This window comes from Nonomuraea sp. NPDC049400, assembly GCF_044466425.1.
In the GTDB taxonomy this organism is placed as follows: domain Bacteria; phylum Actinomycetota; class Actinomycetes; order Streptosporangiales; family Streptosporangiaceae; genus Nonomuraea.
The window spans coordinates 269,586-294,109 of sequence record NZ_JBITMP010000004.1 but is presented as its reverse complement, the minus strand read 5'-3'; the positions used below and the strand labels follow the sequence as shown (position 1 = coordinate 294,109).

At 70.8% G+C, this 24,524-nt stretch carries 21 protein-coding genes; 9 read left to right on the top strand and 12 right to left on the bottom strand.

Annotated elements, in window-relative coordinates:
• Positions 1-55 precede the first annotated feature (55 nt).
• Entirely contained in the window at positions 56-1,477 is a 1,422-nt protein-coding gene (locus ACIBVN_RS07355; RefSeq protein WP_397133664.1) for a WGR domain-containing protein, read from the top strand.
• A gap of 4 nt (positions 1,478-1,481) precedes the next feature.
• On the opposite strand, the gene ACIBVN_RS07350 is transcribed toward ACIBVN_RS07355, so the two are convergent.
• A complete protein-coding gene (locus tag ACIBVN_RS07350; protein ID WP_397133662.1) occupies positions 1,482-2,849 on the bottom strand; it encodes an MFS transporter in 1,368 nt (455 codons plus the stop codon).
• Positions 2,850-2,931: 82 nt separating this feature from the next.
• Between ACIBVN_RS07350 and ACIBVN_RS07345 the strand changes: the two genes are divergently transcribed.
• Both ACIBVN_RS07345 and ACIBVN_RS07340 read left to right on the top strand, forming a co-directional pair.
• Entirely contained in the window at positions 2,932-3,939 is a 1,008-nt protein-coding gene (locus tag ACIBVN_RS07345; protein WP_397133660.1) for an Lrp/AsnC family transcriptional regulator, read from the top strand.
• Positions 3,940-3,949: 10 nt separating this feature from the next.
• On the top strand, positions 3,950-4,843 hold the full coding sequence (locus ACIBVN_RS07340; protein WP_397133658.1) for a polysaccharide lyase beta-sandwich domain-containing protein: 894 nt from the start codon (positions 3,950-3,952) through the stop codon (positions 4,841-4,843).
• 32 nt (positions 4,844-4,875) lie between these two features.
• Here ACIBVN_RS07340 and ACIBVN_RS07335 read toward each other — a convergent pair whose 3' ends face one another.
• The 4 genes from ACIBVN_RS07335 to ACIBVN_RS07320 all read right to left on the bottom strand — a co-directional run bounded on the left by ACIBVN_RS07335 (position 4,876) and on the right by ACIBVN_RS07320 (position 8,293).
• Entirely contained in the window at positions 4,876-5,559 is a 684-nt protein-coding gene (locus ACIBVN_RS07335) for a DUF4097 family beta strand repeat-containing protein (RefSeq protein ID WP_397133656.1), read from the bottom strand.
• 112 nt (positions 5,560-5,671) lie between these two features.
• Positions 5,672-6,265 (bottom strand): hypothetical protein, encoded by a 594-nt coding sequence (locus ACIBVN_RS07330; protein ID WP_397133654.1) that lies wholly within the window; start codon positions 6,263-6,265, stop codon positions 5,672-5,674.
• Between the two features lie 55 nt (positions 6,266-6,320).
• Positions 6,321-7,430 carry a DUF418 domain-containing protein gene (locus ACIBVN_RS07325; RefSeq protein WP_397133652.1) on the bottom strand — a complete coding sequence of 370 codons (1,110 nt, stop codon included), beginning with the start codon at positions 7,428-7,430 and terminating at the stop codon, positions 6,321-6,323.
• Between the two features lie 155 nt (positions 7,431-7,585).
• A complete protein-coding gene (locus tag ACIBVN_RS07320; protein WP_397133650.1) occupies positions 7,586-8,293 on the bottom strand; it encodes a TetR/AcrR family transcriptional regulator in 708 nt (235 codons plus the stop codon).
• Positions 8,294-8,422: 129 nt separating this feature from the next.
• Here ACIBVN_RS07320 and ACIBVN_RS07315 point away from each other — a divergent pair, with 129 nt between their 5' ends.
• Both ACIBVN_RS07315 and ACIBVN_RS07310 read left to right on the top strand, forming a co-directional pair.
• The gene (locus ACIBVN_RS07315; RefSeq protein ID WP_397133648.1) at positions 8,423-9,175 is read left to right on the top strand and encodes a siderophore-interacting protein; all 753 of its coding nucleotides are present in this window, start codon (positions 8,423-8,425) and stop codon (positions 9,173-9,175) included.
• A gap of 20 nt (positions 9,176-9,195) precedes the next feature.
• The gene (locus ACIBVN_RS07310; RefSeq protein WP_397133646.1) at positions 9,196-10,299 is read left to right on the top strand and encodes an FAD-dependent monooxygenase; all 1,104 of its coding nucleotides are present in this window, start codon (positions 9,196-9,198) and stop codon (positions 10,297-10,299) included.
• A 61-nt stretch (positions 10,300-10,360) separates the two neighbouring features.
• Here the strand turns inward: ACIBVN_RS07310 and ACIBVN_RS07305 are convergent, their stop codons facing one another.
• The gene (locus tag ACIBVN_RS07305; RefSeq protein WP_397133644.1) at positions 10,361-11,182 is read right to left on the bottom strand and encodes an ABC transporter permease; all 822 of its coding nucleotides are present in this window, start codon (positions 11,180-11,182) and stop codon (positions 10,361-10,363) included.
• A 135-nt stretch (positions 11,183-11,317) separates the two neighbouring features.
• A complete protein-coding gene (locus ACIBVN_RS07300; protein WP_397133642.1) occupies positions 11,318-12,259 on the bottom strand; it encodes an ATP-binding cassette domain-containing protein in 942 nt (313 codons plus the stop codon).
• 58 nt (positions 12,260-12,317) lie between these two features.
• Here ACIBVN_RS07300 and ACIBVN_RS07295 point away from each other — a divergent pair, with 58 nt between their 5' ends.
• On the top strand, positions 12,318-13,079 hold the full coding sequence (locus ACIBVN_RS07295) for a TetR/AcrR family transcriptional regulator (protein WP_397133640.1): 762 nt from the start codon (positions 12,318-12,320) through the stop codon (positions 13,077-13,079).
• Between the two features lie 177 nt (positions 13,080-13,256).
• On the opposite strand, the gene ACIBVN_RS07290 is transcribed toward ACIBVN_RS07295, so the two are convergent.
• The 3 genes from ACIBVN_RS07290 to ACIBVN_RS07280 form a co-directional block, all read right to left on the bottom strand.
• Positions 13,257-14,456 carry a cytochrome P450 gene (locus ACIBVN_RS07290; protein WP_397133638.1) on the bottom strand — a complete coding sequence of 400 codons (1,200 nt, stop codon included), beginning with the start codon at positions 14,454-14,456 and terminating at the stop codon, positions 13,257-13,259.
• A gap of 188 nt (positions 14,457-14,644) precedes the next feature.
• Complete coding sequence (locus ACIBVN_RS07285) at positions 14,645-15,487, bottom strand: oxidoreductase (RefSeq protein WP_397133636.1); 843 nt, start codon at positions 15,485-15,487, stop codon at positions 14,645-14,647.
• A gap of 296 nt (positions 15,488-15,783) precedes the next feature.
• Positions 15,784-16,611 carry an alpha/beta fold hydrolase gene (locus ACIBVN_RS07280; RefSeq protein WP_397133634.1) on the bottom strand — a complete coding sequence of 276 codons (828 nt, stop codon included), beginning with the start codon at positions 16,609-16,611 and terminating at the stop codon, positions 15,784-15,786.
• Positions 16,612-16,920: 309 nt separating this feature from the next.
• Between ACIBVN_RS07280 and ACIBVN_RS07275 the strand changes: the two genes are divergently transcribed.
• Positions 16,921-18,546, top strand: a complete 1,626-nt coding sequence (locus ACIBVN_RS07275) for a DUF6351 family protein (protein WP_397133632.1) — start codon at positions 16,921-16,923, stop codon at positions 18,544-18,546.
• A gap of 225 nt (positions 18,547-18,771) precedes the next feature.
• On the opposite strand, the gene ACIBVN_RS07270 is transcribed toward ACIBVN_RS07275, so the two are convergent.
• The gene (locus ACIBVN_RS07270; protein WP_397133630.1) at positions 18,772-19,830 is read right to left on the bottom strand and encodes an alpha/beta fold hydrolase; all 1,059 of its coding nucleotides are present in this window, start codon (positions 19,828-19,830) and stop codon (positions 18,772-18,774) included.
• Between the two features lie 272 nt (positions 19,831-20,102).
• On the opposite strand from ACIBVN_RS07270, the gene ACIBVN_RS07265 reads away from it, so the two are divergent.
• Positions 20,103-20,861, top strand: coding sequence for an alpha/beta hydrolase (locus ACIBVN_RS07265; RefSeq protein WP_397133628.1), 759 nt, complete (start codon positions 20,103-20,105; stop codon positions 20,859-20,861).
• A gap of 6 nt (positions 20,862-20,867) precedes the next feature.
• On the opposite strand, the gene ACIBVN_RS07260 is transcribed toward ACIBVN_RS07265, so the two are convergent.
• Entirely contained in the window at positions 20,868-23,612 is a 2,745-nt protein-coding gene (locus ACIBVN_RS07260; RefSeq protein ID WP_397133626.1) for an AAA family ATPase, read from the bottom strand.
• A 135-nt stretch (positions 23,613-23,747) separates the two neighbouring features.
• Between ACIBVN_RS07260 and ACIBVN_RS07255 the strand changes: the two genes are divergently transcribed.
• On the top strand, positions 23,748-24,299 hold the full coding sequence (locus tag ACIBVN_RS07255; RefSeq protein ID WP_397133624.1) for a TetR/AcrR family transcriptional regulator: 552 nt from the start codon (positions 23,748-23,750) through the stop codon (positions 24,297-24,299).
• Positions 24,300-24,524 lie beyond the last annotated feature (225 nt).

Here is a 24,524-nt window from a genome sequence, read left to right as displayed (position 1 = left end):
TCGCCGCCGTCCTCTACTCTCCCGACCAGTTGATCAAGACGGGAGAAGTACGGACATGACCTACCTGGAGCTGTCGGAGGACGGCGGCGGATCGCACAAGTTCTACGACGTGAGCGTGGCCGGCACCCGCGTCACCATCACCTACGGACGCATCGGCGAGGCCGGCCAGACCAAGGTCACCGACTTCCCCACCGAGGCCAAGGCCCACGCCGCGGCGGCCAAGAAGATCAGCGAGAAGACCCGCAAGGGGTACGCACCGGCGGTACGCGGGGTGCGCCAGCGCCGGGCCATCACCCACCGGGCCATCGCCAGCACCCGCTCGACCGCCCAGCAGGCTCCGGTCCTGTGGCGCTTCGACAGCGGGGCGGCGGCGTTCGGCATCTTCGTGGACGGCGAGCGCTGCTGGGTCGGCAACCAGCGCGGCGACGTCTACACCGTCACCCACTCCGGCACCGTGACCGGCCGCTTCAGGCTGCCGGACGGCGTCAAGTGCATCGTGGCCGACGACTTCTGGATCTACGCGGGCTGCGACGACGGCCGCGTGTACGACCTGAGCGGCAAGGTCCCGAGGGCCGCGTACGAGATCGCCGCGGACGTGGACATCTACTGGCTCGACATCCACGACGGCGTGCTCGGCGTCTCCGACCGTGCCGGCGGGATCACCACGATCGACTACGAGGACGAGTTCCAGTGGTCGCGCAAGGGCGCCGGCGACTCCGCCTGGATGGTCAGGTGCGACGAGGACTCCGTCTTCCACGGGCACTCGAAGGGCGTCGCCCGCTACGACACGCAGGACGGCACGCCCGTCTGGCAGACCGACCTCCGCGAGCAGGTGCTGTTCGGCTGGCAGGAGGCGCACTCCGTCTACGCCGGCACCGCCCGCGGCTCCGTGGGCAGCGTGATCCGCCTGGCCAAGGGCGACGGCCGGGTCGAGGCGGTCTACCAGTGCGACGGCGCCGTCTACTCCTGCGCCACCTCGCCGGGCGGGCGCCACGTCTTCGCCGGCGACAACCACTCGTCGGTCTACTGCTTCGACGCCTCGGGCGAGCGGCTGTGGAAGCTCGGCACCGGTTGCGGCTCCGCGTTCTCCATGCAGTTCCTGGACGACCGGCTCTACATCGTCACCACCGACGGCTCGCTGGCCTGCATCGACGCCAGTGAGGCGGCCATCGCCGCGGCCCGCGCGGGCAGCGTGCCGCAGCCGGTGGACGTCAAGGCGGCGGCGTCGTTGCAGGTGGTCGAGCCGTCGGTCACGGTGGAGACCACCACGGACGCGGGCGACGGCGTCGTGGTGGAGTGCGTCAAGGACGGCGAGCGGCTGCGGATCCGCGTGGTCAGCCCCGGCTACGAGTCCTGGAATGTGCAGTTCCCCAAGGACATCAGAGAGCCGGGCGCCCGATACCTGGTCGAGGGCGTGCGCTCGGCCGGGCGCGGCGGCTTCTACCGCGCGTACGGGGAGATCCGCCGGCTGCTCTGAAGCTTCACGCGCGCCTGCCCGAACGGACCGAGGCCAGCACCAGCAGCCCCGCGACCAGCCCCATGACGGCACATGCCAGGTAGACGTCGTTCAGCGCCGCGTACGGGGCCAGGTCGCGCTGGTACAGGATGCCGAGCACGGCGATGCCGAGCGCGTAGCCGAGCTGCCTGACCGTGTTGACCGTGCCCGCGGCCATGCCCGCGCGCTGCGGCGGCACGTACAGCATGGCAGCGGAGTTGAGCGGTGGGAGGGCCAGCCCCACACCGAGGCCCGTCACGACCAGGCCGGGCGCCAGCGCGGTCCAGGTCGAGTGCTGGTCGAGAGTGCCCTGGAGGAACGCGCCCGCGCCGATCAGCAGCAGCCCGCAGCCGATCGAGGCACGGGCGGGCAACCGGGGGAACAGGCGGGAGACGGCCACCGAGACCACGAGGGAGGTGGCGGCCATCGGCGTCAGCGCCAGCCCCGCGTCCACCGGGCCGAGCCGGAGGACCTCCTGCAGCCAGATCGAGGTGAAGGCCAAGCAGGCGAATGCGGCCGGTGTCACCAGCGTGGCCCCCGCCATGATGCCGCTGAACGACCGATCGGCGAACAACCGCAGGTCCAGCATGGGGTGATCGCTACGCGTCTCGATGACGACGAAGGCCACGAGCGCGACCGCGGCCGCGGCCAGCGGCACGAGCGCCTGCGCCGCCGTCCAGCCGTGCTGCCCGGTCTCGATGAGCCCGTACGTGAGCGCGCCCGCGGCGATCGTGAACGTGACCATGCCCGGCCAGTCGAGCCGACCCTGGCCCGGCAGGCGCGACTCCTCGACCGTGCGCAGGGTGAGCCAGCCGGCGGCCAGGCTGATGGGCAGGTTCACCAGGAAGATGGCCCGCCAGTGCAGGTGCTCGGTGAGCAGGCCGCCGAGCACGGGGGCGACGGCCGCGGCGGCGCCGTTGACGCCGCCCCACACGCCGAACGCGATGCCGCGCTGCCTGCCGTGGTAGGTGGCGCTGACGACGGCCAGCGTCGTGGCCATCATGGCGGCCGCGCCCACGCCCTGGACCACGCGGGCCGCCAGCAGCACGCCGCCGCTGGGCGCCAGGCCGCACGCCAGCGAGGCCAGCGCGAACACGGCCAGGGCGCCCAGGTACACCCTTCGCCGCCCGGCGTGGTCGGCGAAGGAGCCGGCGGCGAGCAGCAGGGCCGCCAGGGCCAGCGCATAGCCGTCCAGCAGCCATTGAATGCCGGTGAAGGTCATGCCGAGATCGCTGGTGATGTCGGGGAGCGCGACCATGACGATGGTCACGTCGACGAGTTCCATGAAGGCGCCGAGGCAGGCGGCCACCAGGGGCCACCAACTGGTCGACGTCGCCTCGGAGGTCTGGGTCATGGCGACCAAGGTCGGCCACGCCTGCGGGTATTCGCCAGCAGATACCGAGATCCTGGCGTTTTTCCGTGCGAGATAGCCTGAGATGGTGGAAAACATCGAGCTGGACGAGGTGGACCGGGGCCTGCTGCACGCGTTGCAGGTGGACGGGCGCGCCTCGTTCAGCCGCATCGGCGAGGTGCTCGGCGTGTCCGACCAGCGGGTGGCACGCCGCTACCGGCGGCTGCGCGCCAGCGGCATGGCACGTGTGGTCGGCGCCGTGAACGGGCAGCGGCTCGGCTACGAGTCATGGGTGATCAGGCTGCGGTGCACGCCTGACGCGGCGGTCCCGATCGCCGAGGCGCTCGGACGGCGCCCCGACACGTCCTGGGTGCACCTGCTGTCCGGCGGCACCGAGATCTCCTGCAGCACGATCCAGCGCACGGTGAAGGAGCGCCAGTCGCTGCTGCTCGGCAGGCTGGCGCGGACGGACCGCGTGCTGTCGGTCACGGCGCACAGGAGGCTGCACATGTTCATGGGCGGCCTGGTCGGCTGGGCGGGGCTGGCCGCGCTCTCGCCCGAGCAGGAGGCGGCCCTGGCGGCGGGGCGCATGTCCGCCCGCCACGGCGGGGACGAGCCGATCACCCTGGGGCCCGGCGACGAAGCACTGCTGGAGGCGCTGTCGCGGGACGGCCGCACGGGCTACGCGGACCTGGCGGCGGTGACGGGCTGGTCGGAGTCGACGGTCAGACGCCGCATGGAGCAGCTCTGCGCGGCGGGCGCGATCTTCTTCCACCTCGACGTACTGCCCGCGCTGGTGGGCAAGCGGGTGGAGGCGCAGCTGTGGATGTCGGTGCCGCCGGCTGAGCTGGACAGGACCGGGCAGGCGATGGCCAGGCATCCGGAGGCCGCGTTCGTGGGCGCGACGACGGGCCCCGCCAACCTGATCGCCACCATCGTGTGCGACGACGACGCGGCGTTCTACCGCTACCTGACCGAGAGCCTGGGCGCGCTGCCCGCGATCGGGCACACCGAGAGCGCGCCGATCATCAGGACCATCAAGCGGTTCGGGGCCGTGCTCCCTCTCCGAACGGCGGGCGGTGCGACAGCGTGATAATCGAGGCGTGCACCGGCCAACCAGGCGCTCGTTCCTCCAGGTCGGCGGCGTGGCCGCGGCGGGGGCGCTCGGCGCGCTGGTGCCCGCCGAGGCGGCCCACACCCCCGACGACTCCTTCCTGCGATTACGCCGCCGCTGGCGGGAGGTGACCGCCGGCTCCGGGAAATACGACCCGGCGGTGGAGCCGTACCGGACCTGGCTGGCCGAGCTGGGCAGGAGGGCCGCTCGCCAGCGCGACACCATGGCGCCCGCGCGCACCTCGCTCTGGCCGGACCAGGCGTTCCCGTCCTTCGTGGCGACGCCGCGGCGGTTGCGCGACATGGCGCACGCGTACGTGCTGGAGGGCACCGGCCTGGCCGGCGATCCGGGCCTGGCGGCGGCCGTCGTGGCAGGGGTGGACCACTACCGGCGGCACGTGTACGCGGCGGGCGCCGAGCCGGCGGGCAACTGGTGGCACTGGCGCGAACGCCGCACCGGCGGCGGCGTGACCCGCGACTACGTGACGCTCTGGCTCGACCATGGCGTCGATCCCCGCTCGGCCGGATACGTCTACCTGCTCCTGCCCGGCGCGAGCCAGGAGGAGACCCGCCGCAGGGCCGCCGACCCCGGCTGGGTGCGGGTGCTCGCCAACACCGCCCGCGTCCAGGCCGTCCACGTGCCCTCGCTGGGGATCGTCGCGGCCAACTTCTGGACCGCCGGGACCGTGGGCGGGCTGACCGCCTCGGCCCCGTGCGCGGTGCTGGTGCGTGAGGACACGCTGACCGTGTCCGATCCCCGGTGCGAACTCGACGAGCTGACCGTGACCTGGGCCACGGCCGGCGCCCGCCTGACCGGTTCCGCGTTCACGTTCCGCGGGCTGGCCGATCAGGAGGGCGCCTCGAAAACGATCAGGCTGCGTTGACGCCCGCCCGGTCAGGACACGGTTCGGCGGGGTCAGGCGTGCTCGACCTCCAGATCGCCGGAGTCGGTGGTCAGCTCGATCTGCCGAGCGGCCGAGGCGTCGGTGGGCACCGTGATGTTCTTTCCACCCGAGTCGGTCTTGGCAACGATGTTGTACGGCCCCTGCGGCACGTGGATCGAGATGTTGCCCGAGTCCGAGGAGGTCACGACCTTGTCCGGCGGCCCGCCGAAGGCCAGGTCGACGTCGCCCGAGTCGGTCTCCGCCGTGACCCGCTTGGCCGCCAGCCCGTCGGTCTTGATCGCCCCGGAGTCGGTGCGGGCGTTGAGCTCGCCGGACAGCCCCTTCAGCGTCAGGTCGCCGGAGTCGGAGCTGACATTGACGCGGAGCCCCTTGGGCACCTCCACCTTGTAACTGACCTCGCAGGCAGCGCCGCCGCTGCCCAGCCCCCAGGTGTTGGCGCACTTGAACGACAGCGTCAGCGTGTCGCCCTGCACCTTGTGGCTGGTCTCCGGCTTGGTCTTGCGCCAGCTGAGCTCCTCGGTCACGCGGATGCCCTGGCGGTCCGACTCCACCACCGCGACGGTGCCGGAGTCGGCCTCCACCCGCACTCCCGCCACCTTGTCGGTCACGTCGTAGGACGCGGTGTCCTCATTGAGTGGGCCGGCGAGGCCACACCCGGCTGACAGCGCCGCGAGCCCCACAAGCCCCGCGATCATGCCCGCTCTTCTCATCCCCATGACTCCGAAGTCTGGGCCAACCGGGTATGCCCGGGCGTCGGGGAATTCCCTGAACGGTCCCTGAAGTTCCCGGTTGCCCGTCTCTGAGTTGTCACTCGTCGCGGGCGTCGAGCAGGTCCAGGTAGCCCTGGACCGCCTCCCACAGGTGATGCTCGGGATACCGGCTCAGGCTGCGATGCTTCCTGCGCCACTGGCGGTCCCAGTACGAGTCGCGTACGGCACGCAGATGGTCCAGCGCCGCCTGCAGCTCCCCGGCGACCTGGGCGCGCTCCTCCCGAGGCTGGGGCGCCGCCCCGCCCAGCAGGTCGAAGCGGCGTTCGGCGAGCGCGTCGAGCACGCCCTTGTCCGGGCCGTCGAGAGACCAGAACCGGACCGGGTCATGGATGCGGTGGTTGGACACCGGGTCCTGGTGGGAGCGCCACCAGTAGGCGATCCCGCCCTGGTCCAGCCGCAGGAAGTCGACCAGCCACGCGGTGCCGGGCGGATGGGTGCCCCAGCTCACCTCGTCCGGCGGGAGGTTCAGCACCAGGACGATCTCGAGGTGATCGATCGGGTCGGCGCCCGTGAGCACGTCGCCGAACACATGGGCCTCGCGAAGGAACGGCTCGTCCGCCGGCACTCGCCGGGTCTGCTCGCACGCCTGGGCGAGCTGCCGCAGCCTCTCCACCGCCCGCCGGTAACGCATCACTCTGCCGTCCTTCCTCGCGACCAGCGTACGGGCTCGGCCGCCATGCGCGGGCTCAGCTCTGACGGGCCGGCGACGGCGCCTGATAGGCCCACTGCCAGGCCAGTTCCAGCGGCCCGCGGCTGAACCTGCGCAGCCACAGCGAGGACAGCACCATGAACAGCAGGCAGATACCGCCCCACGCCACCGGCACCCACCACGGACGGAACCCGTCGAGCCGGTCGGCCAGCCCCAGGCCCCAGCCGTAGCAGAGGACGCTGGCCGCCAGGTTCTGGAAGACGTAGCAGGACAGCGCCGTGCGGCCGACGCCCGCGATCCCCCGGCGGAGCACGCCCGGCGCGCCGCGCATGCCGAGCACGATCGAGGTGATCAGCCCGAGCAGGCCCAGGGCGACCATCGGCGCCAGGAGGTAGCGGTCGACGGCGAACCACTCCGGACCGGCGAACGAGGTGACCAGGTTGAGCGGCACACCGAGCCCGAGGCCGACGGCGATCAGCTTCCTGCGCAGGCCCGCGCCGTGCTCCTCGAAGACCCCCGCGCGCAGCAGGCGCGCGCCGAGGAGGAACAGGACGATCCCCATGGGGACGATGAAGACCAGCTCGATGCGGAAGACGACGACGTTCTGGAGGCGGAACGCCACCTGGTCGAGCCAGCCGAGCCGGGCGTAGGGGAGGGTGTCGCCGCCGCCCGGCCCGATCATCAGGGCCGCGGTGGTCAGCGCCACCATGGCGACGTGCAGCGTCCCGGCCGCGACCATCCACGCGGTGACCGCCCGCCGGCTCCTGCCGATGAGGTACGCGACGATCACCGACGTGATCGCGTAGCCCATCAGCACGTCGAACTCGAAGACCAGGACGAAGTGCAGGGCGCCCTCGACGAAGAGCAGCGTCGCGCGCCACAGATACCTGCCGGGCCAGGCCAGGCCCTTGCGGAGCGCGCTGCGGTGCTGCAGTTCGAGGCCGACGCCGAAGAGCAGGGTCAGCAGGCCGAGGAACTTGCCGTTGGACAGGAAGCGCAGGAACGTCTCCACCACACCGGTGTCGCCGCCGAGCCGCAGGAACTCCGCCGGCCCGCCCGGCGCGGTGAAGATCCAGATGTTCGTGCCGAGCGTGCCCATGATGGCCACGCCACGCAGCACGTCGAGGGCGTCAATGCGTCTGGTCACGCTTTCAAGCCTGCTGGCGCGAACGCCGTACCTGATCGTCCCGTCAGGGGAAATTGCCCGTACATCGATCGATGTACGGCTTACATCTTTAGTCAGCGAGAGCGTCGTCCAGAGAACTGTTTCGTGCTCTCGGAGGACCACAGCGGCATGTCGGCTTATGCGGTCGGCCGGTATTCCACGCAGAGGACGCCGGCCAGGTCGTGCAGGCATTCCTCGAAGACGGGCTCCAGGTCGGTGTAGGCGAAGTCCAGCTGGTGCAGGACTTCCATGCACAGCAGGCCGTACAGCCGGGTCCAGCAGGACAGAAAGACGTGCGCGGCCTCGGGCGGCAGGCGTTCGCCGATGGTGGCGGAGTAGGTGGTCAGCTGATCGCGCAGGGACGCGGGCAGGTCAGGCACCGGGAACGGCTGCGTCTGCCACAGCTCCACGGTCAGGTCCAGCAGGACCTGCTCGAACCGCACGGCGGCCTGGTGTCGTGCCGAGTCCGGGCGCTGGTTCGGCGGGGCTATCGGGTTGGCGAAGATCCAGCCGAACTCGGCGGGATGGGCGATCGCCCAGGCCCGCATGGCACGGCAGACGGCCAGTATGCGGTCGCCGACCGGCGCGCCGGCGCAGGCGTCGCGGGCCTGTCCCATCGTGGCGGCCAGCTCGCGGAAGAAGTCCGCGGTCACCGCGCCGACCAGCTCGTCGTGACCGGCGTAGTAGTGGTAGAGAGCCGGGCCGCTCATGCCCACCTCCCTGGCGACCGCGTTGATGGTCACCGCGGCCGATCCCCGCTCGACCAGCAGTCTGCGCGCGGCCGTGTGGATCTCCTCCAGGGTCGCCTGGCGCAGCCTCTCCCGTCTGCTGGTGCGTGCGGACATCGTCACCCCTCTTGTCGCTCCTCCGGTGCCGTTGACATCTTAGGGCATCTATGTTTCCTTAATAGCTCTAAGGAATCTAGAGGCAATAGAAAAACTTATGGACTCTCAGTGAGGGGAAGGACTCCTGACATGGCCCGTACGATGCGCAACCCCTTATCCGCTGTCTTCGGCAAGTACGCGATGGAGGCGACCGTCACTGTCGCCGAGCAGGTCACGCCCGCGATGCGGCGCGTCAGGCTGGAGACCGACTCGCCCGTCGCCTTCCCCCACACCCCCGGTCAGCACATCAGGATCCAGTTGACGGACCCGCTGTCGGTGCCGGGCATCCTGCGTCCGTCCGAGACGCTGCGCACCTACACGATCTGGGATCTCGATGCCGGCAATCGGGCCATCGAGCTGCGCATCCACCTGTATGCGGGTGACGGCATCGGGTTGCGCTGGGCGCGGGCGGCCAGGCACGGCGACCGCGTGACCTTCTGGTGGCCACAGGGCGACTTCTTCACCCGTGAGGCGGACTACCACGTCTTCATCGGGGAGGAGACCGCCAGCGCCGCCTTCGGGCCGATGATCCGGGCGCTGGACCCCTCAGCCGAGGTGTACGGGGTCCTGGAGAGCGAGGCTCCCGAGCACGACCTGCCCATGCCCGAGGCCCGGCCGCTGCGCCGCGTCTATCGCCGTGGCGCGCCCGCCGCCTCCTCCCGGGTTCTGCTCGGCGCCGTGGCCGAGCTCGATCTGCCGGGCAACACCGGGGCCGCCTACGTGGCCGGGGAGGCCAGGACCTGCCAGCTGGTGCGCGACTTCCTGGTACGCGAGCGCAACTGGCCACGAACCTCCATCAAGGTCAAGCCGTTCTGGACCCCGGGCAAGCGGGGCCTGCACTAACCGACACAAGGAGACCGGCAATGAAAGCGATCATCGTGGGAGGCGGTATCGGCGGGCTCGCCGCAGCCGTCGCCCTTCATCAGCGTGGCTGGCGGGTGGAGGTTCTCGAACGCGCTGCAGCGTTCACCGAAGTGGGCGCGGGACTGGCCATCCAGCCCAACGGCCTGCGCGCCCTGGATGCCCTCGGCCTGGGCGAGCTCGTGCGCGCCGGTGGACCGGCCGATCCGCCTGCAGGCATCCGCCGCACGAACGGGGACTGGCTGATCCGCAACGACGTCGACGACCTGAAACGCCGCTTCGGCACGTGGCTGACCGTGCACAGGGCCGCCCTGGTGGATCTGCTGCGCGCGGCCGTGCCCGCCCAGGCTCTGCGGCCCGGCACCGACGTGCGCCACGTGCGACCCGACGGCACTGTCGTGCACAGCGGCGGCACCTCCAGCGCGGATCTCGTGGTGGGCGCCGACGGCGTGCACAGCGTCACACGACGCTCCATGTGGCCGCACCTTCCCGGGCCGCGCTACGTCGGCTACACCGCCTGGCGCCTCATCGCTCCGCCCCAGCCCGTCGAAGGAAGCGCGGAAACGTGGGGCAGGGGCCAACGGTTCGGGCACGTGCCGATGCCCGACGGCCGCGTCTACTGCTACCTGATGGCCAACGCGCCGATCGGCTCCCGGGTGGGCCTGGAGGAGCTACGCGAGCGCTTCGCGCACTGGCACGACCCCATCCCCGCGCTGCTGAACTCCGCGCAAAGCGCGGCGGTGCTGCAACACGACACCTACGAGCTGCCGAAGCTGCCCTCCTACGTCCGCGGAAACGTCGCCGTCCTCGGGGACGCCGCGCATGCCATGACCCCCAACCTGGGGCAGGGCGCCTGCCAGGCACTCGAGGACGCGGTCACGCTCGCGCACGCCGTGGACACGCTCGGCGTGCGGGCGGGGCTGGAGGCGTACGACCGCGCCCGCAGGCCGCGTACCCAGATGATCGTCCGCCGCTCCCGCCAGGCCGGCGCCGCCGCGCACTGGACGTCCACGTCGCTGACCACCCTGCGCGACGCGGTCCTCCCCCTCCTGCCCAACGCGCTCTTCGAGCGCTCACTCACTCCCGCCTACACCTGGACGATCTGACACGCCCGTCCCTATCAACGCCTGCAGAAAGCCCGGTCTCATGCCCCTTCTACGAATCCCTTCACCGCCCCCTGCGCTTGTAGGCACGGAGCGACAGCGGAACGAAGATCACCAGCAGCGCGGCCGACCAGAGCAGGACGGCGGCTACCGGATGCGCGAGCGGCCAGGCCACGTCTCCGGACCTCACACCCGGGTTGCCGAACAGCTCCCGTGAGGCGGCGGTGAGCGCGCTCACCGGGTTCCAGTCGGCCAGGAAGCGCAGCCAGCCCGGCATGCCGTCGGTCGGGACGAACGCGTTCGACAGCATCGTGAACGGCAGGAACAGCGGCACCATCGCGTCGGCGACCTGGTCGTTCTTCACCGCCAGGCCCACATAGACGCCCACCCAGCTCAACGCGTACCGCAGCACGATCATCAGCAGGAACGCCTGGGCCGTGGGGATCAGGCCGCGGTGCGGCTGCCAGCCCACCAGCAGGCCCGCGCCCACCATGATGGCCAGCATCAGCAGGCCGATCAGCAGGTCGGCGCCGGTCTGCCCGAACGGCACCGCCAAGCGCGCCATCGGCATGGAGCGGAACCGGTCCATCACACCGCGGGAGGCGTCGGCGGCCATCCTCGTCATGACCCCCATCACCGCGGAGAAGGTCACCATCGCGAACAGGCCGGGCATGAGGTACTCGCGGTAGTCGCCGCCGTCCGGCACCTGGATCGCGCTGCCGAAGACGTACCCGAACAGCACCACCATGACGGCCGGGAAGATCAGCGCCGCGATGAGTTCGCCGGGATCGTGTCGCAGCCGTCCCAGCTCGCGGCCGACCAGGGTCAGCCCGTCGGTGAACGTCCACCGCAGGCGGCGGCCCAGCGGCGGGGCGAGGTCGGTCATGAGCCCTCCTTCGTCGGTCTCATGACCAAGGTGCTGTGCTCATCGATGACCTCGACAAGCTCGGTCATGCGCCCTCCTTCGTCGGTCTCATGACCAAGGTGCTGTGCTCATCGATGACCTCGACAAGCTCGGTCATCAGACCAGCTCCTTCCGGTCGGTGAGGCGCAGGAACACCTCGTCGAGGGTGGGGCGGCGCAGCCGCACGTCGGCCGCGGCGACCCCGGCGCGGTCGAGCTCGCGCACGATGTCGGCGAGCCGGAAGCCGCCGCCCGGCAGGGCGACGCTGAGCCGGTCGTCGCCGGTCATCGTGGGATCGGCCCCGGCCAGGGCTTCCAGCACGGTCGCCGCCGGACGCAGGGCCGCGGGGTCTTCGAGTACGACGTCGAGGCGGTCGCCGATCGTGGCCTTCAGCTCGTCGGGTGTGCCCGTGGCGATCACCTGTCCGTGGTCCACGACGGCGATGTCGTCGGCCAGCTGGTCGGCCTCGTCCAGGTACTGCGTGGTGAGCAGCACCGTGGTGCCGTCCGCCACCAGCTCGCGGACGCTGTCCCAGATCTCGCCGCGGCTGCGCGGGTCCAGGCCAGTGGTCGGCTCATCCAGGAAGAGCACCTCGGGGCGCAGGATGAGGCTGGCGATCAGGTCGAGGCGGCGCCGCATGCCACCGGAGTAGCCGGTGACCTGCCGATCGGCGGCGTCCATCAGGCCGAAGCGTTCGAGCAGCTCGTCGGCCCGCCGGTGCGCCTCGCGCCGGGACAGGCGGGAGAGGCGCCCGAACATGCGCAGGTTGCCACGGCCGGTGAGCTTCTCGTCCACGGCGGCGTACTGGCCCGCGAGCCCGATCCTGGCGCGCACCTTGCCGGCCTCGCGGACGACGTCGTATCCGGCGATGCGGGCGTGCCCGGCATCGGGATCGGACAAGGTCGCCAGGATGCGCACCGCGGTCGTCTTCCCCGCGCCGTTGGGCCCCAGCACGCCGCAGACCGTTCCTCTCGGGACGCTCAGGTCCAGCCCCCGCAGCGCATGGGTGTCGCCGAAGGACTTGTGCAGCCCTTCGGCGACCACGATCGGATCAGGCATGACCCCTCCACTGAGTACGTTGTACGCGGTTTCGGGTCAGGTTAGATTACTGGGTACCATGTACGCAACTGGGAGGGAGGAGACGGTGGCCGACGCCGAGTACGTGAACATCTGGATGCGGCCCGAGCGCCCCGCCCGCGGGCCCAAGCCGGCCTACAGCCGCGCGCAGATCACCGAGGCGGCCGTCCGGATCGCCGACGCCGAGGGGCTGGAGGCCGCCACCATGCGGCGGATCGCCGCCGAGATCGGCGCCGGCGCGATGTCCCTCTACCGGTACGTCCCGAGCCGCGACAACCTGGTCGAGCTCATGGCCGACCGGCTGATGGGCGAGATCGACGTCACGGGCATGCCCTCGGGCGACTGGCGCGCCGACCTGACCCGCTACGCCGACGGGCTGCGGGCCATGTGGCTGAGGCACCCGTGGGCCGCCACCATGCAGCGGTCACTCCCCAGCTTCGGCCCCAACCAGCTGCTCTTGATCGAACGGCTGATGGGAGTGCTCGACGCCTTCGTCTCCATCGACGAGAACCTCGGCCTCATGGCCATCCTGAACGGCTACGTCGAGGGCACCGTCCGCGAGGAGATCAGCTCGGCCGAGGAATTCCGCCGCAGCGGGCTCAGCAAGTCGGAGTGGATGGCGAGGAGCTACTCGTACGTCGACCGGCTGGTGAAGAGCGGGGAGTACCCGATCTTCACCAAGATCGTGATGGAGGCGCGCCAGCCGCACCTGAGCCGCGAGGACCAGTTCCGGCACGGGCTGGAACGCGTCCTCGACTGCATCGCCGCGGCCATCCCGCCAACGGCCGAGCCTCCGGCGTAGGTCATCTGACGCGACCAGCCCCCGGCCACGCGGCGTCCCCCATCGTTATCGAGCCGGCGGCCATGGCCTTCTTGCCATCGGGCGTGCTGTGGATCAGCGCCCCGCAGCCGTTGTGGTTGAAGACGGTGCCGACGCAGCCCGGGCCCAGGTCCTGCGCGTACAGCCCCTATGCCGCGATCACGCGTCCCAGGTGACCGGGAGGCTCTTGACCCCGTAGATGTCGGCGGTCTCCGGGCGCAGGGCGACCTCTTCTGCCGGTACGGCCAGGCGCAGGGTGGGGAAGCGGTTGAGCAGCGCGGGGAGCGCGACGCGCAGCTCGACTCTTGCCAGCTGCTGGCCCAGGCACTGGTGGATGCCGTGGCTGAAGGCCAGGTGTCCGCCCTCCTGCCTGCGCAGGTCGAGCACGTGGGGGTCGGTGAAGCGCTCGGGGTCGCGGTTGGCGGTGGCGTACGACAGGATGAGCGTCGAGCCGGCCTTGATGGTGTGGCCGCCCAGCTCGACGTCCTCCAGCGCGACCCTCGTGAACTGCTTGGCGACGGTCAGATACCGCAGCAGCTCCTCCACGGCCTGGTCGGTGAGCGCGGGGTCAGCGCGCAGCGCCGCGAGCTGCTCCGGGTTCTGCAGCAGCGCGAAGGTGCCCAGCGCCAGCATGTTCGCGGTGGTGTCGAACCCGGCTGACAGCAGGATCAGGGCGATCCCCTTCAGCTCCTCATCGGTCAGGTCGCTGTCGAGCAGGTCGCTGAGCACGTCGTCAGTGGGGTTGGCGCGCTTGGTGGCCACCAGCTCCGCGAGGTACTGCTGGGTCGCGAGGTAGGCCGCGATCAGCTCCTCGTCACTGACTTCCCCGCCGAGGAACTTGTCGATGTTCTCCTGGAAGGAGTCCCGGTCCTCGTAGGGCACGCCGAGCAATTCGCAGATGATGACGGCGGGGATGGGCTTGGCGAACGCGGTGACCAGGTCCACCGACGGCCCGGCCTGTTCCATGGCGTCCAGGTGTTCGGCGGTGACCTGCTCGACGCGCTCGGTGAGCAGTCGCATCCGCCGTACGGTGAACTTGCCCACCAGCGGTTTGCGGTAGCGGCTGTGCTGCGGATCGTCCATCAGCAGGAACTCGCCGGGCGGCGCCGGGGGGACCTCGATGTCGCCGTAGTCGACCAGCGGGTGGTGGCGCATGAGCTCCTTGCGTGAGCTGAACCGCGGGTCGGCCAGGACCGACCGGACCAGGTCGTAGCCGGTGACCAGCCAGCCCTGGTGTCCGTCGGGGAAGGGGAAGCGGCTGATCGGGCTCTGCTCGCGGGCGTCGATCAGCTCCTTGGGCGGGTCGAAGGGACAGCCGGGCTGCCGCGCGGTCGGCAGCGCGGTGACGACGTGTTCCATGGTCATTCCTCTCAACGGCCTGGGTCCAGATCGCGATACGGCTGAGCCGCTCGTGGCGTCCACCATCGCCGACCGCCCTGATATGGGGCCGTTGCCGTGCTGACACGGCCGCTGACACGACACCGAGTCAGCGCACGTACTGCCTCAGAAGCACGTCCTCTCGTTCATCGGGGGCTCCGGTGCGGCGGCTAGCGCTCGTCGACGGGAAAGTCCGCAGAGCGGCTCACGTCGGCCCATTTCTCGGTTTCCGCGGCGCGGATCTCGGCGGCTTTCTGGGCGGAGGCGACGGCGTCGCTGCCGAGGAGGAGTCGTCGGGGCGGGTCGTCGTCGCGGACGACGTCGATGATGATCTTGGCGGCGCGGGCCGGGTCGCCGGGCTGGGTGCCGTCGGTGTCGCGCCGGTAGCGGTGGATGGCGCCCACGGTCTGCTCGTAGTCGGGCCCGACGGGGTGGAGCTCCATGGAGGAGCCTTGCCAGTCGGTGCGGAACGCGCCCGGCTCGACGATGATGACCTTGATGCCGAAGGGCGCGACTTCGTTGGCGAGGACTTCGGAGAAGCCTTCGACGGCGAACTTCGCGGTCTGGTAGGCGCCCATCCCGGGGGTGCCGCCGACGCGTCCTCCGATGGAGGAGAACTGTACGAAGACTCCCGAGCGCTGGGTGCGCAGGACGGGCAGGGCCGCCCGTGTGACGTTCACGACGCCGAAGAGGTTGGTCTCGATCTGGGCGCGGAAGTCGTCTTCGGCCATCTCTTCGATCGGCGCGCTGTTGCCGTAGCCGGCGTTGTTGACGACCACGTCGAGGCTGCCGAAGGTGTCGGTGGCCGCCTTGACCGCCCGGGAGGCTGCGGCGGCGTCGGTGACGTCGAGTGCGACCGCCCGTATCCGGTCGCCGTGGCGGGCCACCAGGTCGTCGAGTTGCTTGGGGCTGCGTGCGGTGGCGATGACCTGGTCGCCTGCTTCGAGGACGGCTTCGGCGAGGCGACGTCCGAAGCCGCGCGATGCTCCGGTGATGAGCCATGTCTTGGCCATGGGTGTCTCCTTTGTGATGGATGTTCGCTCTAACTGTCTCATCAATGTAGCACTTATGGGCTCAATGTTCGCGTCTGTGTGACACGAATCATCGGCTGCGCTGGTTGTCTTCGGTGGTCACTGCTCCTCCACGGTGTTGCCGTGTCTCGGGGACGCCGTCGGTCAGCGGCCGGGCAGCCGTTGGGTGATCTCCTGCAGGAGCCAGCGGTTGCCGTCGGGGTCGGTGTCGGATACGGGCAGGACGACGACTTCGAGCTTCATGCCCATGGTCGTGATCTTTCTTTCGCTCGGCGGGGCTATCGGGTGGCGCGCGCGGCCTTCTCGATGACGCCGGCCACGGTCTTGGGCCGGGAGACGGCGACGGAGTGGGAGGCGCGTACTTCGACGGCGTGTGCGTGGGCACGCTTGGCCATGAAGCGCTGGACCCTGGCGGGGATGTTGAGGTCCTGCGTCGTGATGATGGCCCAGCTGGGCTTGTCCTTCCAGGCGGCGGCCTCGGTCTTCTCCTCCAGGGCGGACTGGGCGATCGGCCGCTGGGTGGCGGCCATGAGGGCCGCGGTGCCGGCCGGTACGTCGGCGGCGAACTGGCGGTGGAACTTGCCGGGCTTGATGTACAGGTCGGTTCCGCTGGTGCCGTCGGGGAGGGTGAAGGGGGTCGGGTCGAGAGTGCCCGGGAGGGTGGAGCCGGGGTACTTGTTCGTCAGCTCCAGGGCGGTCTCGCCGGGGGCGGGCAGGAAGGCGGCGACGTACACGAGGGCCTTGACCTGGGGGTCGTTCGCGCCGGCGACGCTGATGACCGAGCCGCCGTAGGAGTGCCCGACGAGGATCTTGGGTCCTGCGACGTGGTCGAGGACGCTGCGGAGTGCGGCCGCGTCGTTGGCCGGTCCGCGCAGCGGGTTGGCCGCGGCGACGACGGGGTAGCCGTCCGCGCGCAGCTCTTCGATCACCGCGTTCCAGCTGGAGGCGTCGGCGAAGGCGCCGTGCTCCAGCACGATCGTCGGCTTGGCGGGCTTGTCCGCCGCGAGGGCGGGCGTGGCGGCGGAGGTGGCGAGGAGACCGACCGCGACCGCCGACAGGGCGCCCAACGTGAGCCGCCGGCGGCGTACGCCCTTGCTGCTGACCATGATTTTCCCCCTTCAGAAGGCTTCAGAGATCTGGCGCCATCACTGTCGTCCGGGGAGGGCCGCGGTCACATCAGTCAGTTGACGGTCAGTCGCGACGAGTCGGGTGGGCCGTTGTGACGTGAGCACGGGGGCACCGCTCGGCCATGGGCGGCGAGCTGCGCGCATGTCCCCGTATGCGGCCGCTGACGTGCGCCTGGAGCGGCTCGCCGGTGCTGACCGTCAACTGACTGATGTGCCGGGTGTCGGCCGCGAACGACAGTGAGACGCACCGCAACAGCTGACAACCCCGTACTTCAGCGAGAGGAACGCATGAAGCGCCTTCTGATCATCATCGCGGCCGGAGTGCCGCTGGTGGCGGCGTGCCTGCCGGCCGCGGCCTCGGCCGGCGCCGCGAGCCCCGCCGCCGTCCCGTTCACGTGCTCGTCCGTCTCCGTGAACGCCCCCGCCGGCACCGCGGTGGAGTCCGTGACGGCGGTGCGCCGGGAGGCGGGCACCTTGACCATCCAGCCCGTGCCGCCGTTCACCGAAGTGGTGCAGATCCCGGACGTGCCGGCCTACTGCGATGTCACGGTCACGCTCACCCATCCGGGCGTCGGCGACCACGCCAAGGTGCGGGTCTGGCTGCCCGAGACGGGCTGGACCGGCCGTTTCCAGGCGGTGGGCGGCAGCGCCTTCGCCGCCGGCGACTACGGCGCGGGGCTGGCCGGCGCGATCAAGAGCGGCTACGCCGCCGCGACCACCGACGCCGGTGTCAGCACGTACCTGGACACCGGCTGGGCCCTTAACAGTGCCGGCGAGGTCAACACGGCGCTGCTGAAGAACTTCGCCGACCGGTCACAGCACGAGATGGCGGTCGTCGGCAAGCAGGTCGTCAACGAGGTCTACGGCAGGCCGGTCTCCTACTCGTACTGGAACGGCTGCTCGACCGGCGGCCGCCAGGGCTACATGGAGGCCCAGCGCCACCCTGGCGACTTCGACGGCATCCTGGCCACCGCGCCGGCGATCAACTGGGACGAGTTCGAGGTCGCGACCCTGTGGCCGCAGGTGGTGATGAACGAGGAGAACACCTTCCCCTCCCCTTGTGAGTTCAACGCCTTCAACGAGGCCGCCGTCAAGGCGTGCGACCCGCTCGACGGCGCTCCCGACGGGCTGATCGGCGACCCCGCCAGGTGCGCCTTCGACCCGCGGCAACTCATCGGCAAGAGCGTCGAATGCGAGGGCGAGCAGGAGACCATCACCGCGGCCGACGCCGCCGTCGTACGCAAGATCTGGGACGGCCCGCGCACCCCGTCCGGGAAGAGGTTGTGGTCCGGCGTCCCGATCGGAGCCGGCTTCGACCTCGCCGGAACCCGCCTCGACGCGGCCGGGAACCGCGTGGGGGCGCCGTTCCCCGTACCTGCCAGGTGGGTCTCGACGTTCCTGAAGCGGCAGCCCTCCTACGACCTCTCGACGATCACCTACGCCGAGTTCGCCGAGCTGTTCGAGCAGTCCCAGGCCGAGTACGACACCATCATCGGCACCGACGACCCCGACCTGTCGGCGTTCCGCAGGTCCGGCGGCAAGCTCCTCACCTGGCACGGTCTGGCCGACCAGCTGATCCCCGCCCAGGGCACCGTGGACTACCGCCGGCGGGTGGAGCTGGCCATGGGCGGTGCGGCCCGGGTCGACGACTTCTACCGGCTGTTCCTGGCGCCGGGAGTCTCCCACTGCGCCGGCCCCACGAGCACCGGCCCCGCGCCCACCGACGCCCTCGGCGCCCTGACGGCCTGGGTCGAACAGGGCAAGGCCCCGCAGACGCTGAGCGCCGCCATCACGGACTCCTCCGGCAAGACGGTGACGCGCGAGTTGTGCCGATACCCGTCCGTCTCCCGCTACAGCGGCCACGGCGACCCGGCTGACGCCGGCAGCTACTACTGCGCCCCCGTCCGGCACTGACAACCGTCCCTCGGCGACGACGCCTCGCTCGACGTGCTGTCGGTCTATGCCACCGGCGGCGGCGTGTTCTTCATCATCCAGGCCGCGCTGCTGGCCTGGCGCGCCCGCCGGCCGCGGACGCGGACCGTCTGACGGCAATCGGCCACGAACGCACCGACAGCCTGCCGGATCGTATCCGGCAGGCTGTTCTTGGTATCGCAGGTGGTGGACCGGCCGTCGCGTTCGTCAGAAGTGGTCCACGTCGACCACGGCTTGGGCGAAGGCCGTGGGCGCTTCCTGCGGCAGGTTGTGGCCGATGCCCTTCAGGATGCGGTGTTCGTAGGGGCCGGTGAACATATTGCGGTACGACGAGCCGTCGCCCGGCGGCGCCGTGAAGGGGTCGCGCTCGGCGTCCAGGGTGATGGTCGGCACCTTGATGGCCGGCCGTGCGGCGAGCCGCTTCTCCAGACCGTCGTAACGGCGCTCCCCGTCGGCCAGGCTGAGCCGCCACCGGTAGTTGTGGATCACGATGGCGGCGTAGTCGGGGTTGTCGAAGGCCGCGGCCGTGCGCTCGAAGGTGGCGTCGTCGAAGTCCCACGTCGGGGAGACGGTGTCCCAGACGAGCCGGTTCAGGTCGTGGCGCTTGTCCTTGTTCTCCATGGCCTTCCGGCCGCGCTCGGTGGCGAAGTAGTACTGGTACCACCAGGCGTACTCGGCCTTCGGCGGCAGCGGCTCGAGGTTGGCCTCGAGGTTCGTGATGAGGTATCCGCTCACCGACACCAGGGCCTTGCATCGCTGCGGCCACAGGGCCGCGATGATGTCGGCGGTCCGCGACCCCCAGTCGAAGCCGGCGAGCACGGCCTTGTCGATTTTGAGCGCGTCCATCAGGGCGATGATGTCGAGCGCGATCGCCGACTGCTGGGCGTTGCGGAACGTCTTCGACGACAGGAACCGCGTCGTGCCGTGACCGCGCAGGTAGGGCACGATCACCCGGTAACCCTGTGCTGCCAGCAGCGGAGCGACGTCGACGAAGCTGTGGATGTCGTACGGCCAGCCGTGCAGGCAGATGACCACGGGCCCGCGGGCCGGGCCGGCCTCGGCGTAACCGATGTCCAGCACCCCGGCCTTGACCTGCTTCAGCGAGGCGAAGGACGTGTGCGTGCCCGGCGTGACCGGCGGCAACGTCGGGGCCGCCCCACGCGTGGCGGCGGAGGCGGCCGGGAAGACCGGCAAGCCCGCCAGCGAGGCGACGGTCGCGCCGGTGGCCAGACCGACGGCCTTGCCGAAGGTGCGCCTGTTGATCATGTGGAGTCCTCCGTGTCGTGTCACAAGAAATGCGGCATTTCTTACTGTTTCGGGCAAGGGAATCCGGCACATCAGTCAGATGACGGCGAGACACGGCGCACGGCAGCCGTGCCGCCACGCGAAACCCTCTCCCGGAGCGCGGCGTCCCCGGCAGACCGCTCCGGACCAGCGATGCAAGGCGGACGGGAACATTCAGTCATTCGACTGTTCCCGCCAGGGCGCATCCGGACAATCCTTGATCAGACCTGGTCCTGAGCCTTTCCGGAGGATCCGTGAACCCCACTCCCGTCGTCTTCATCCACGGCGCGTGGCTCCACGCGTCGTCGTGGGAGTCATGGAACGAGCGCTTCTCCAGTTTCGGGTTCGCCGTCTGCGCGCCGGGCTGGCCAGGAGAACCCGCCACGGTGGGCGAGGCCCGCCGGCATCCCGAGAGGCTCCACGAGCTGGGGCTCGACGCGCTCACGGAGCACTACGCGCGCATCGTCCGTTCCTTCGACACCCCGCCCGTGATCGTCGGCCATTCGGTGGGCGGGCTCATCGCGCAGCACCTCCTCGGCGCGAACGCGGGCCGTGCCGCGGTCGCCATCGCCCCCGCCCCGGTCGATCACGCGACCGCCCTGGCGCCCGCGGAGCCGTGGCCGGTGTCGATGGACGCCGGGAGGTTCCGGCGGCTGTTCGCCAACGCGGTCACCGAGCAGGAGTCGGCCGAGCTGTTCGAACGCCACGTCGTCCCCGGGTCACGCCGGCTGCTGGCCGAGCTGGGACATGGCGGGGCCGTACGGCACCCGCGGGCGGTCGTGGACCACGGCAACGCCGGCCGCGGCCCGCTGCTGCTGATCTCGGGTCAGGAGGACCGGCTGGTGCCCGACCACGTCACCCGGGCCGTGTACAAGCTGTACGGCGACTCCACGGCCACCAGCAGCCTCAAGCAGTTCCCGGACCGGGCCCATTCGCTGGTCGTCGACAGCGGCTGGCGGGCGGTCGCCGACTACGTGCTGGTCTGGCTCGCCGAGCGAGGGGTACGCGCGTGAGGGGTGTCACGTGTCGCCGGTCTTGCCCAGAGCGTCGCGCAGCGCGGCACGCGAGGTGATGCCCAGTTTCGGGAAGACGCGGTAGAGATGGGAGCTGACGGTGCGCGGGGACAGGTGCATGCGCTCGCCGATCTCCTTGTTCGTCAGCCCGCCTGCGGCCAGCTCCGCGATGCGGCGTTCCTGCCAGGTCAGCGCGGTCAGGTACGACAGCGAGGCGCGGGCGGGCGCCCCTGAGGCGCGCAGCTCGGCCTGGGCACGTTCGGCCCAGCCTCGGGCGCCGAGCCGTTCGAAGGTCTCGGCGGCACGGACCAGGACGGGCCGTGCGGCCTTGGGCCCCTGAGTGTGCCTGAGCCGGACGCCGTGGGCCAGGCGGATGCGCGCCAGCTCGAACGGGAAGCCGGCTCCGGCCGGGTGGGCCTCGGCCCGGGCGTACATGTCCTCGGCCTCCTTCTCGTCGGCGGCCGTCATCGCCAGGGCGCCGTACGTGATGAGGGCCAGCCGGGGGGAGACGCCGGGCAGGCCGGCGTCGGAGGCGGCCTCGGCGTGCCGGCGGGCCTGCTCCAGGCGCCCGGTGTGCACGGCGGCCTCGACCAGGTCGAGCAGCGTGCGTGCGGCCTGGTGGGCGTAGCGCTGGAACGATCCCGGCGGCGTGATGCCGATGGCGTACAGGTAGGCAGCCTCGTAGTCACCCTCGCTCAGGGCCGCCGCCGTGCCGATGGCGTCGGCGATCTGGGTCAGGAATCCCACGCCGCGCGGGCGGGCCCAGGCGTCCAGGACGGCCTGCGACTCCCGGGCCCGCTCGACCTGGCCGCGCATGGCGGCCAGGAGCCCCAGGTAGGCGCGGGTGTGGTGGGTGAACAGCGCGTTTCCGTGGGACGTGGTCAGCTCGAGCGCGCGTTGTCCCGTCCGTTCGGCGTCGTCCCACTCGCCGGCCGCCAGCTGGTCGAGCATGATCAGGTGCAGCATGGTCATGCCGCTGGCCACGGCGCCCGTCTCCACCTCGCGGTCGACGGCGCGCTGCAGGTAGGGGCGGTACTGGCTCAGCGTGTCGACGTGGTACGCGGCGACGGCCAGGCGCGAGACGTCCCACGGTTCCAGGTCGGAGACCCCGGCGAACGCCCGCTCGACGCGCTCGTGCACGCCCGCGCCGTGACGGACGACGTCGCTCCACGCGTCGCGGTAGATCGCCGAGCGTGTGTCGACCCGGTCCCCCAGAGAGTCCATGAGCTGCTCGGTGCGGTCCCACAGTGCGGCGTCGCCGGCGTACTGGCTGATGGCCAGCAGCACGTTCACCAGCCGGGAGAGTGTTGCGGCGGGCTCGTGCGCGCCGTCTTTTCGCAGGCTCTCGATCGCCGCCGCGACGTGGCGATGCGCGGAGCGCACGTCGCCGTCTTCGTACAGGGCCACGTAGGCGGAGGTGACGACAGTGGCGGGGGACCCGCTCGCGCCCGGCGGCAGGTCCGAGCGGACGAGTTTCTGTGCCTGGTCCAGGAGCGCGGCATGTCCGGCGATGAAGGCGGCGTCGCCGAGCCGCCTGGAGCGGTCGGCGGGGGTCTCGCTCAGCTCCGCCGCGCGGGTCAGCCAGGCCACGGCCGCGACCGCGCCGCCGCGCCGGGTCGCCGAGTCGGCCGCGGCCTCCAGCGCGGCCGCCACCCCCTCGTCGGGATCCACGGTCGAGGCCGCCAGGTGGCGGGCGCGCCGCTCGACGTCGTGGCGATGCACCCGTGCGAGCTCGGCGTGCGCCGCGCGGCGCTGGTTGGGGGTCGCCAGCTGAACGACGGTGGCGCGGATCAGCGGGTGCCGGAAGACGAGCTCGCCGGTGGCGGGGTCGGTGTCCAGGAGTCCCGCCGCGACCGCTTCGTCGGCCTCGCGCATGCGGTAGCGGGCGCCGGGAGCGCGGTTGCCGCCCGGTCCCGCCCCGACACCGTCGAGCGCGCCGCGCAGCAGCTCCTCGCGTACGGGACCGGCCAGGCGTTCGATGCGGGTGCCGTAGACGTGCTGCAGACGGCGCGACAGCGGGATGTTGCCGAATCCGAGCAGCTCCTCGGTCGGGCCGCCGTTCAGGTAGGCGGGCAGCTCCAAGAGTGCCAGGGGGTTGCCCATGGCCTGCTCCATGACGATGAGCCGGGTCTGCGTGTGGAGCTGCGGATGACGCAGGTCCAGCAGTTGCCCGGCGGCCTGCTCCGACAGGGCCGTCACGGGGAGCTCGGGGAGCGCGGCCGTGTCGAACCGCGAGCCGACGTCGGACCGTACGGCGATGAGCATCTTCACGGAGCTGCCGGTGAGCCGGCGCCCCACGAACCCGCACACCTCGGCGCTGGAGGCGTCCATCCACTGGCCGTCGTCGAGCAAGAGCAGCAGCGGTTTCTCCGACGCCGCCAAGGACAGCAGGTCGAGGACGGCGATGCCGAGGGACATGACCGACGGCGCCCTGCCCTCGCGCAACCCGAAGACGACGTCGAAGACGGCACGGTGGGCCTCGTCGAGCCCTGCCGCGTGGGGCAGCAGCGAGTACAGCAGCTGGTGCAGCCCGGCGAAGGGGAGCTCCGCCTCCGCCTCGACCCCGGCGGCGCGGATCACCCGGTGGTGCTCCGAGGCGGCGAAGCCGGCCACGTGGTCGAGCAGGGTGCTCTTGCCGACCCCGGTGTCGCCCCTGAGGATGAGGGCCTGGCCCCCGGTGGCCGTCATGAACGCGGACAGCTCCCCTTGGACGTCCTCCCGGCCCACCACTGTCGAGACGAGCGACTCCACGCTTCCCTCACTCCTTCAGGTATGGCCGTGAAGCGCTACAACTGCCTCACGAAAGTAGCGGTTAATATCGCAACTTTCCCATACATGTGACACAAAATTGCTTCTTCTGCTACGTGACAGGGGTACGTTGGGCAGGTGAGAGCAGACGCGACACGCAACCTGGAACGCGTCCTGAGCACGGGCGCCCGCATGCTCGCCGACGACCCCTCGGCGACCATCGCCGCCATCGCCGCCGCGGCAGGGGTGGACCGCCGCACGGTCTACCGCCGCTTCGCCTCCCGCGAGGACCTCATGGCCGCCGTCTACGGAGCACGCTACGACGCGGTCGAGCAGGCCATCGAGGCCGCCAGGCTACGCGAGGCACCGGTCGCGGTCGCACTGCATCGCTACGTCGAGGGCATCATCGCCGTCAACCGCAGATGGCCCGTGGAAACGAGCCGCATGCTCCGCGAGGTGACGCTCCGCGAACGCCGCCGCCTCCTGATCGACGAGGTCGACGCCTTCCTGCGGCGCGCCACCGACGAGGGCCTGCTGCGCTCCGACCTGCCGCCCGGCTGGGTGGCCACGGTCCTGCCGCCGCTGATGGAACACGCCGCCGAGGACCTGCCCGAGCTGAGCGCCGCACAGGCTGCCGACGTCGTGGTCGACACACTGCTGCGGGGCGCCGGCACCCCGCAGGCGCGCTGACCCCTGCCTACGAACGGTTGACGACGCGTATACACGCCATGGCAGGGCTCGACGTACACCATGGTCAGGTGCTCCTCTGCCGCCGGCATCCGCAGGTACTCCCACGACAGCCCCGGGCCGCCCGGGTGGGCCAGGCAGACAGGCCCAGTCCCGGCGACGTGGTAGCGCTGGACGACGCCACCGACGTCGACAGTGTGCGTGCCAGGCGACAGCGGGGTCGTGACG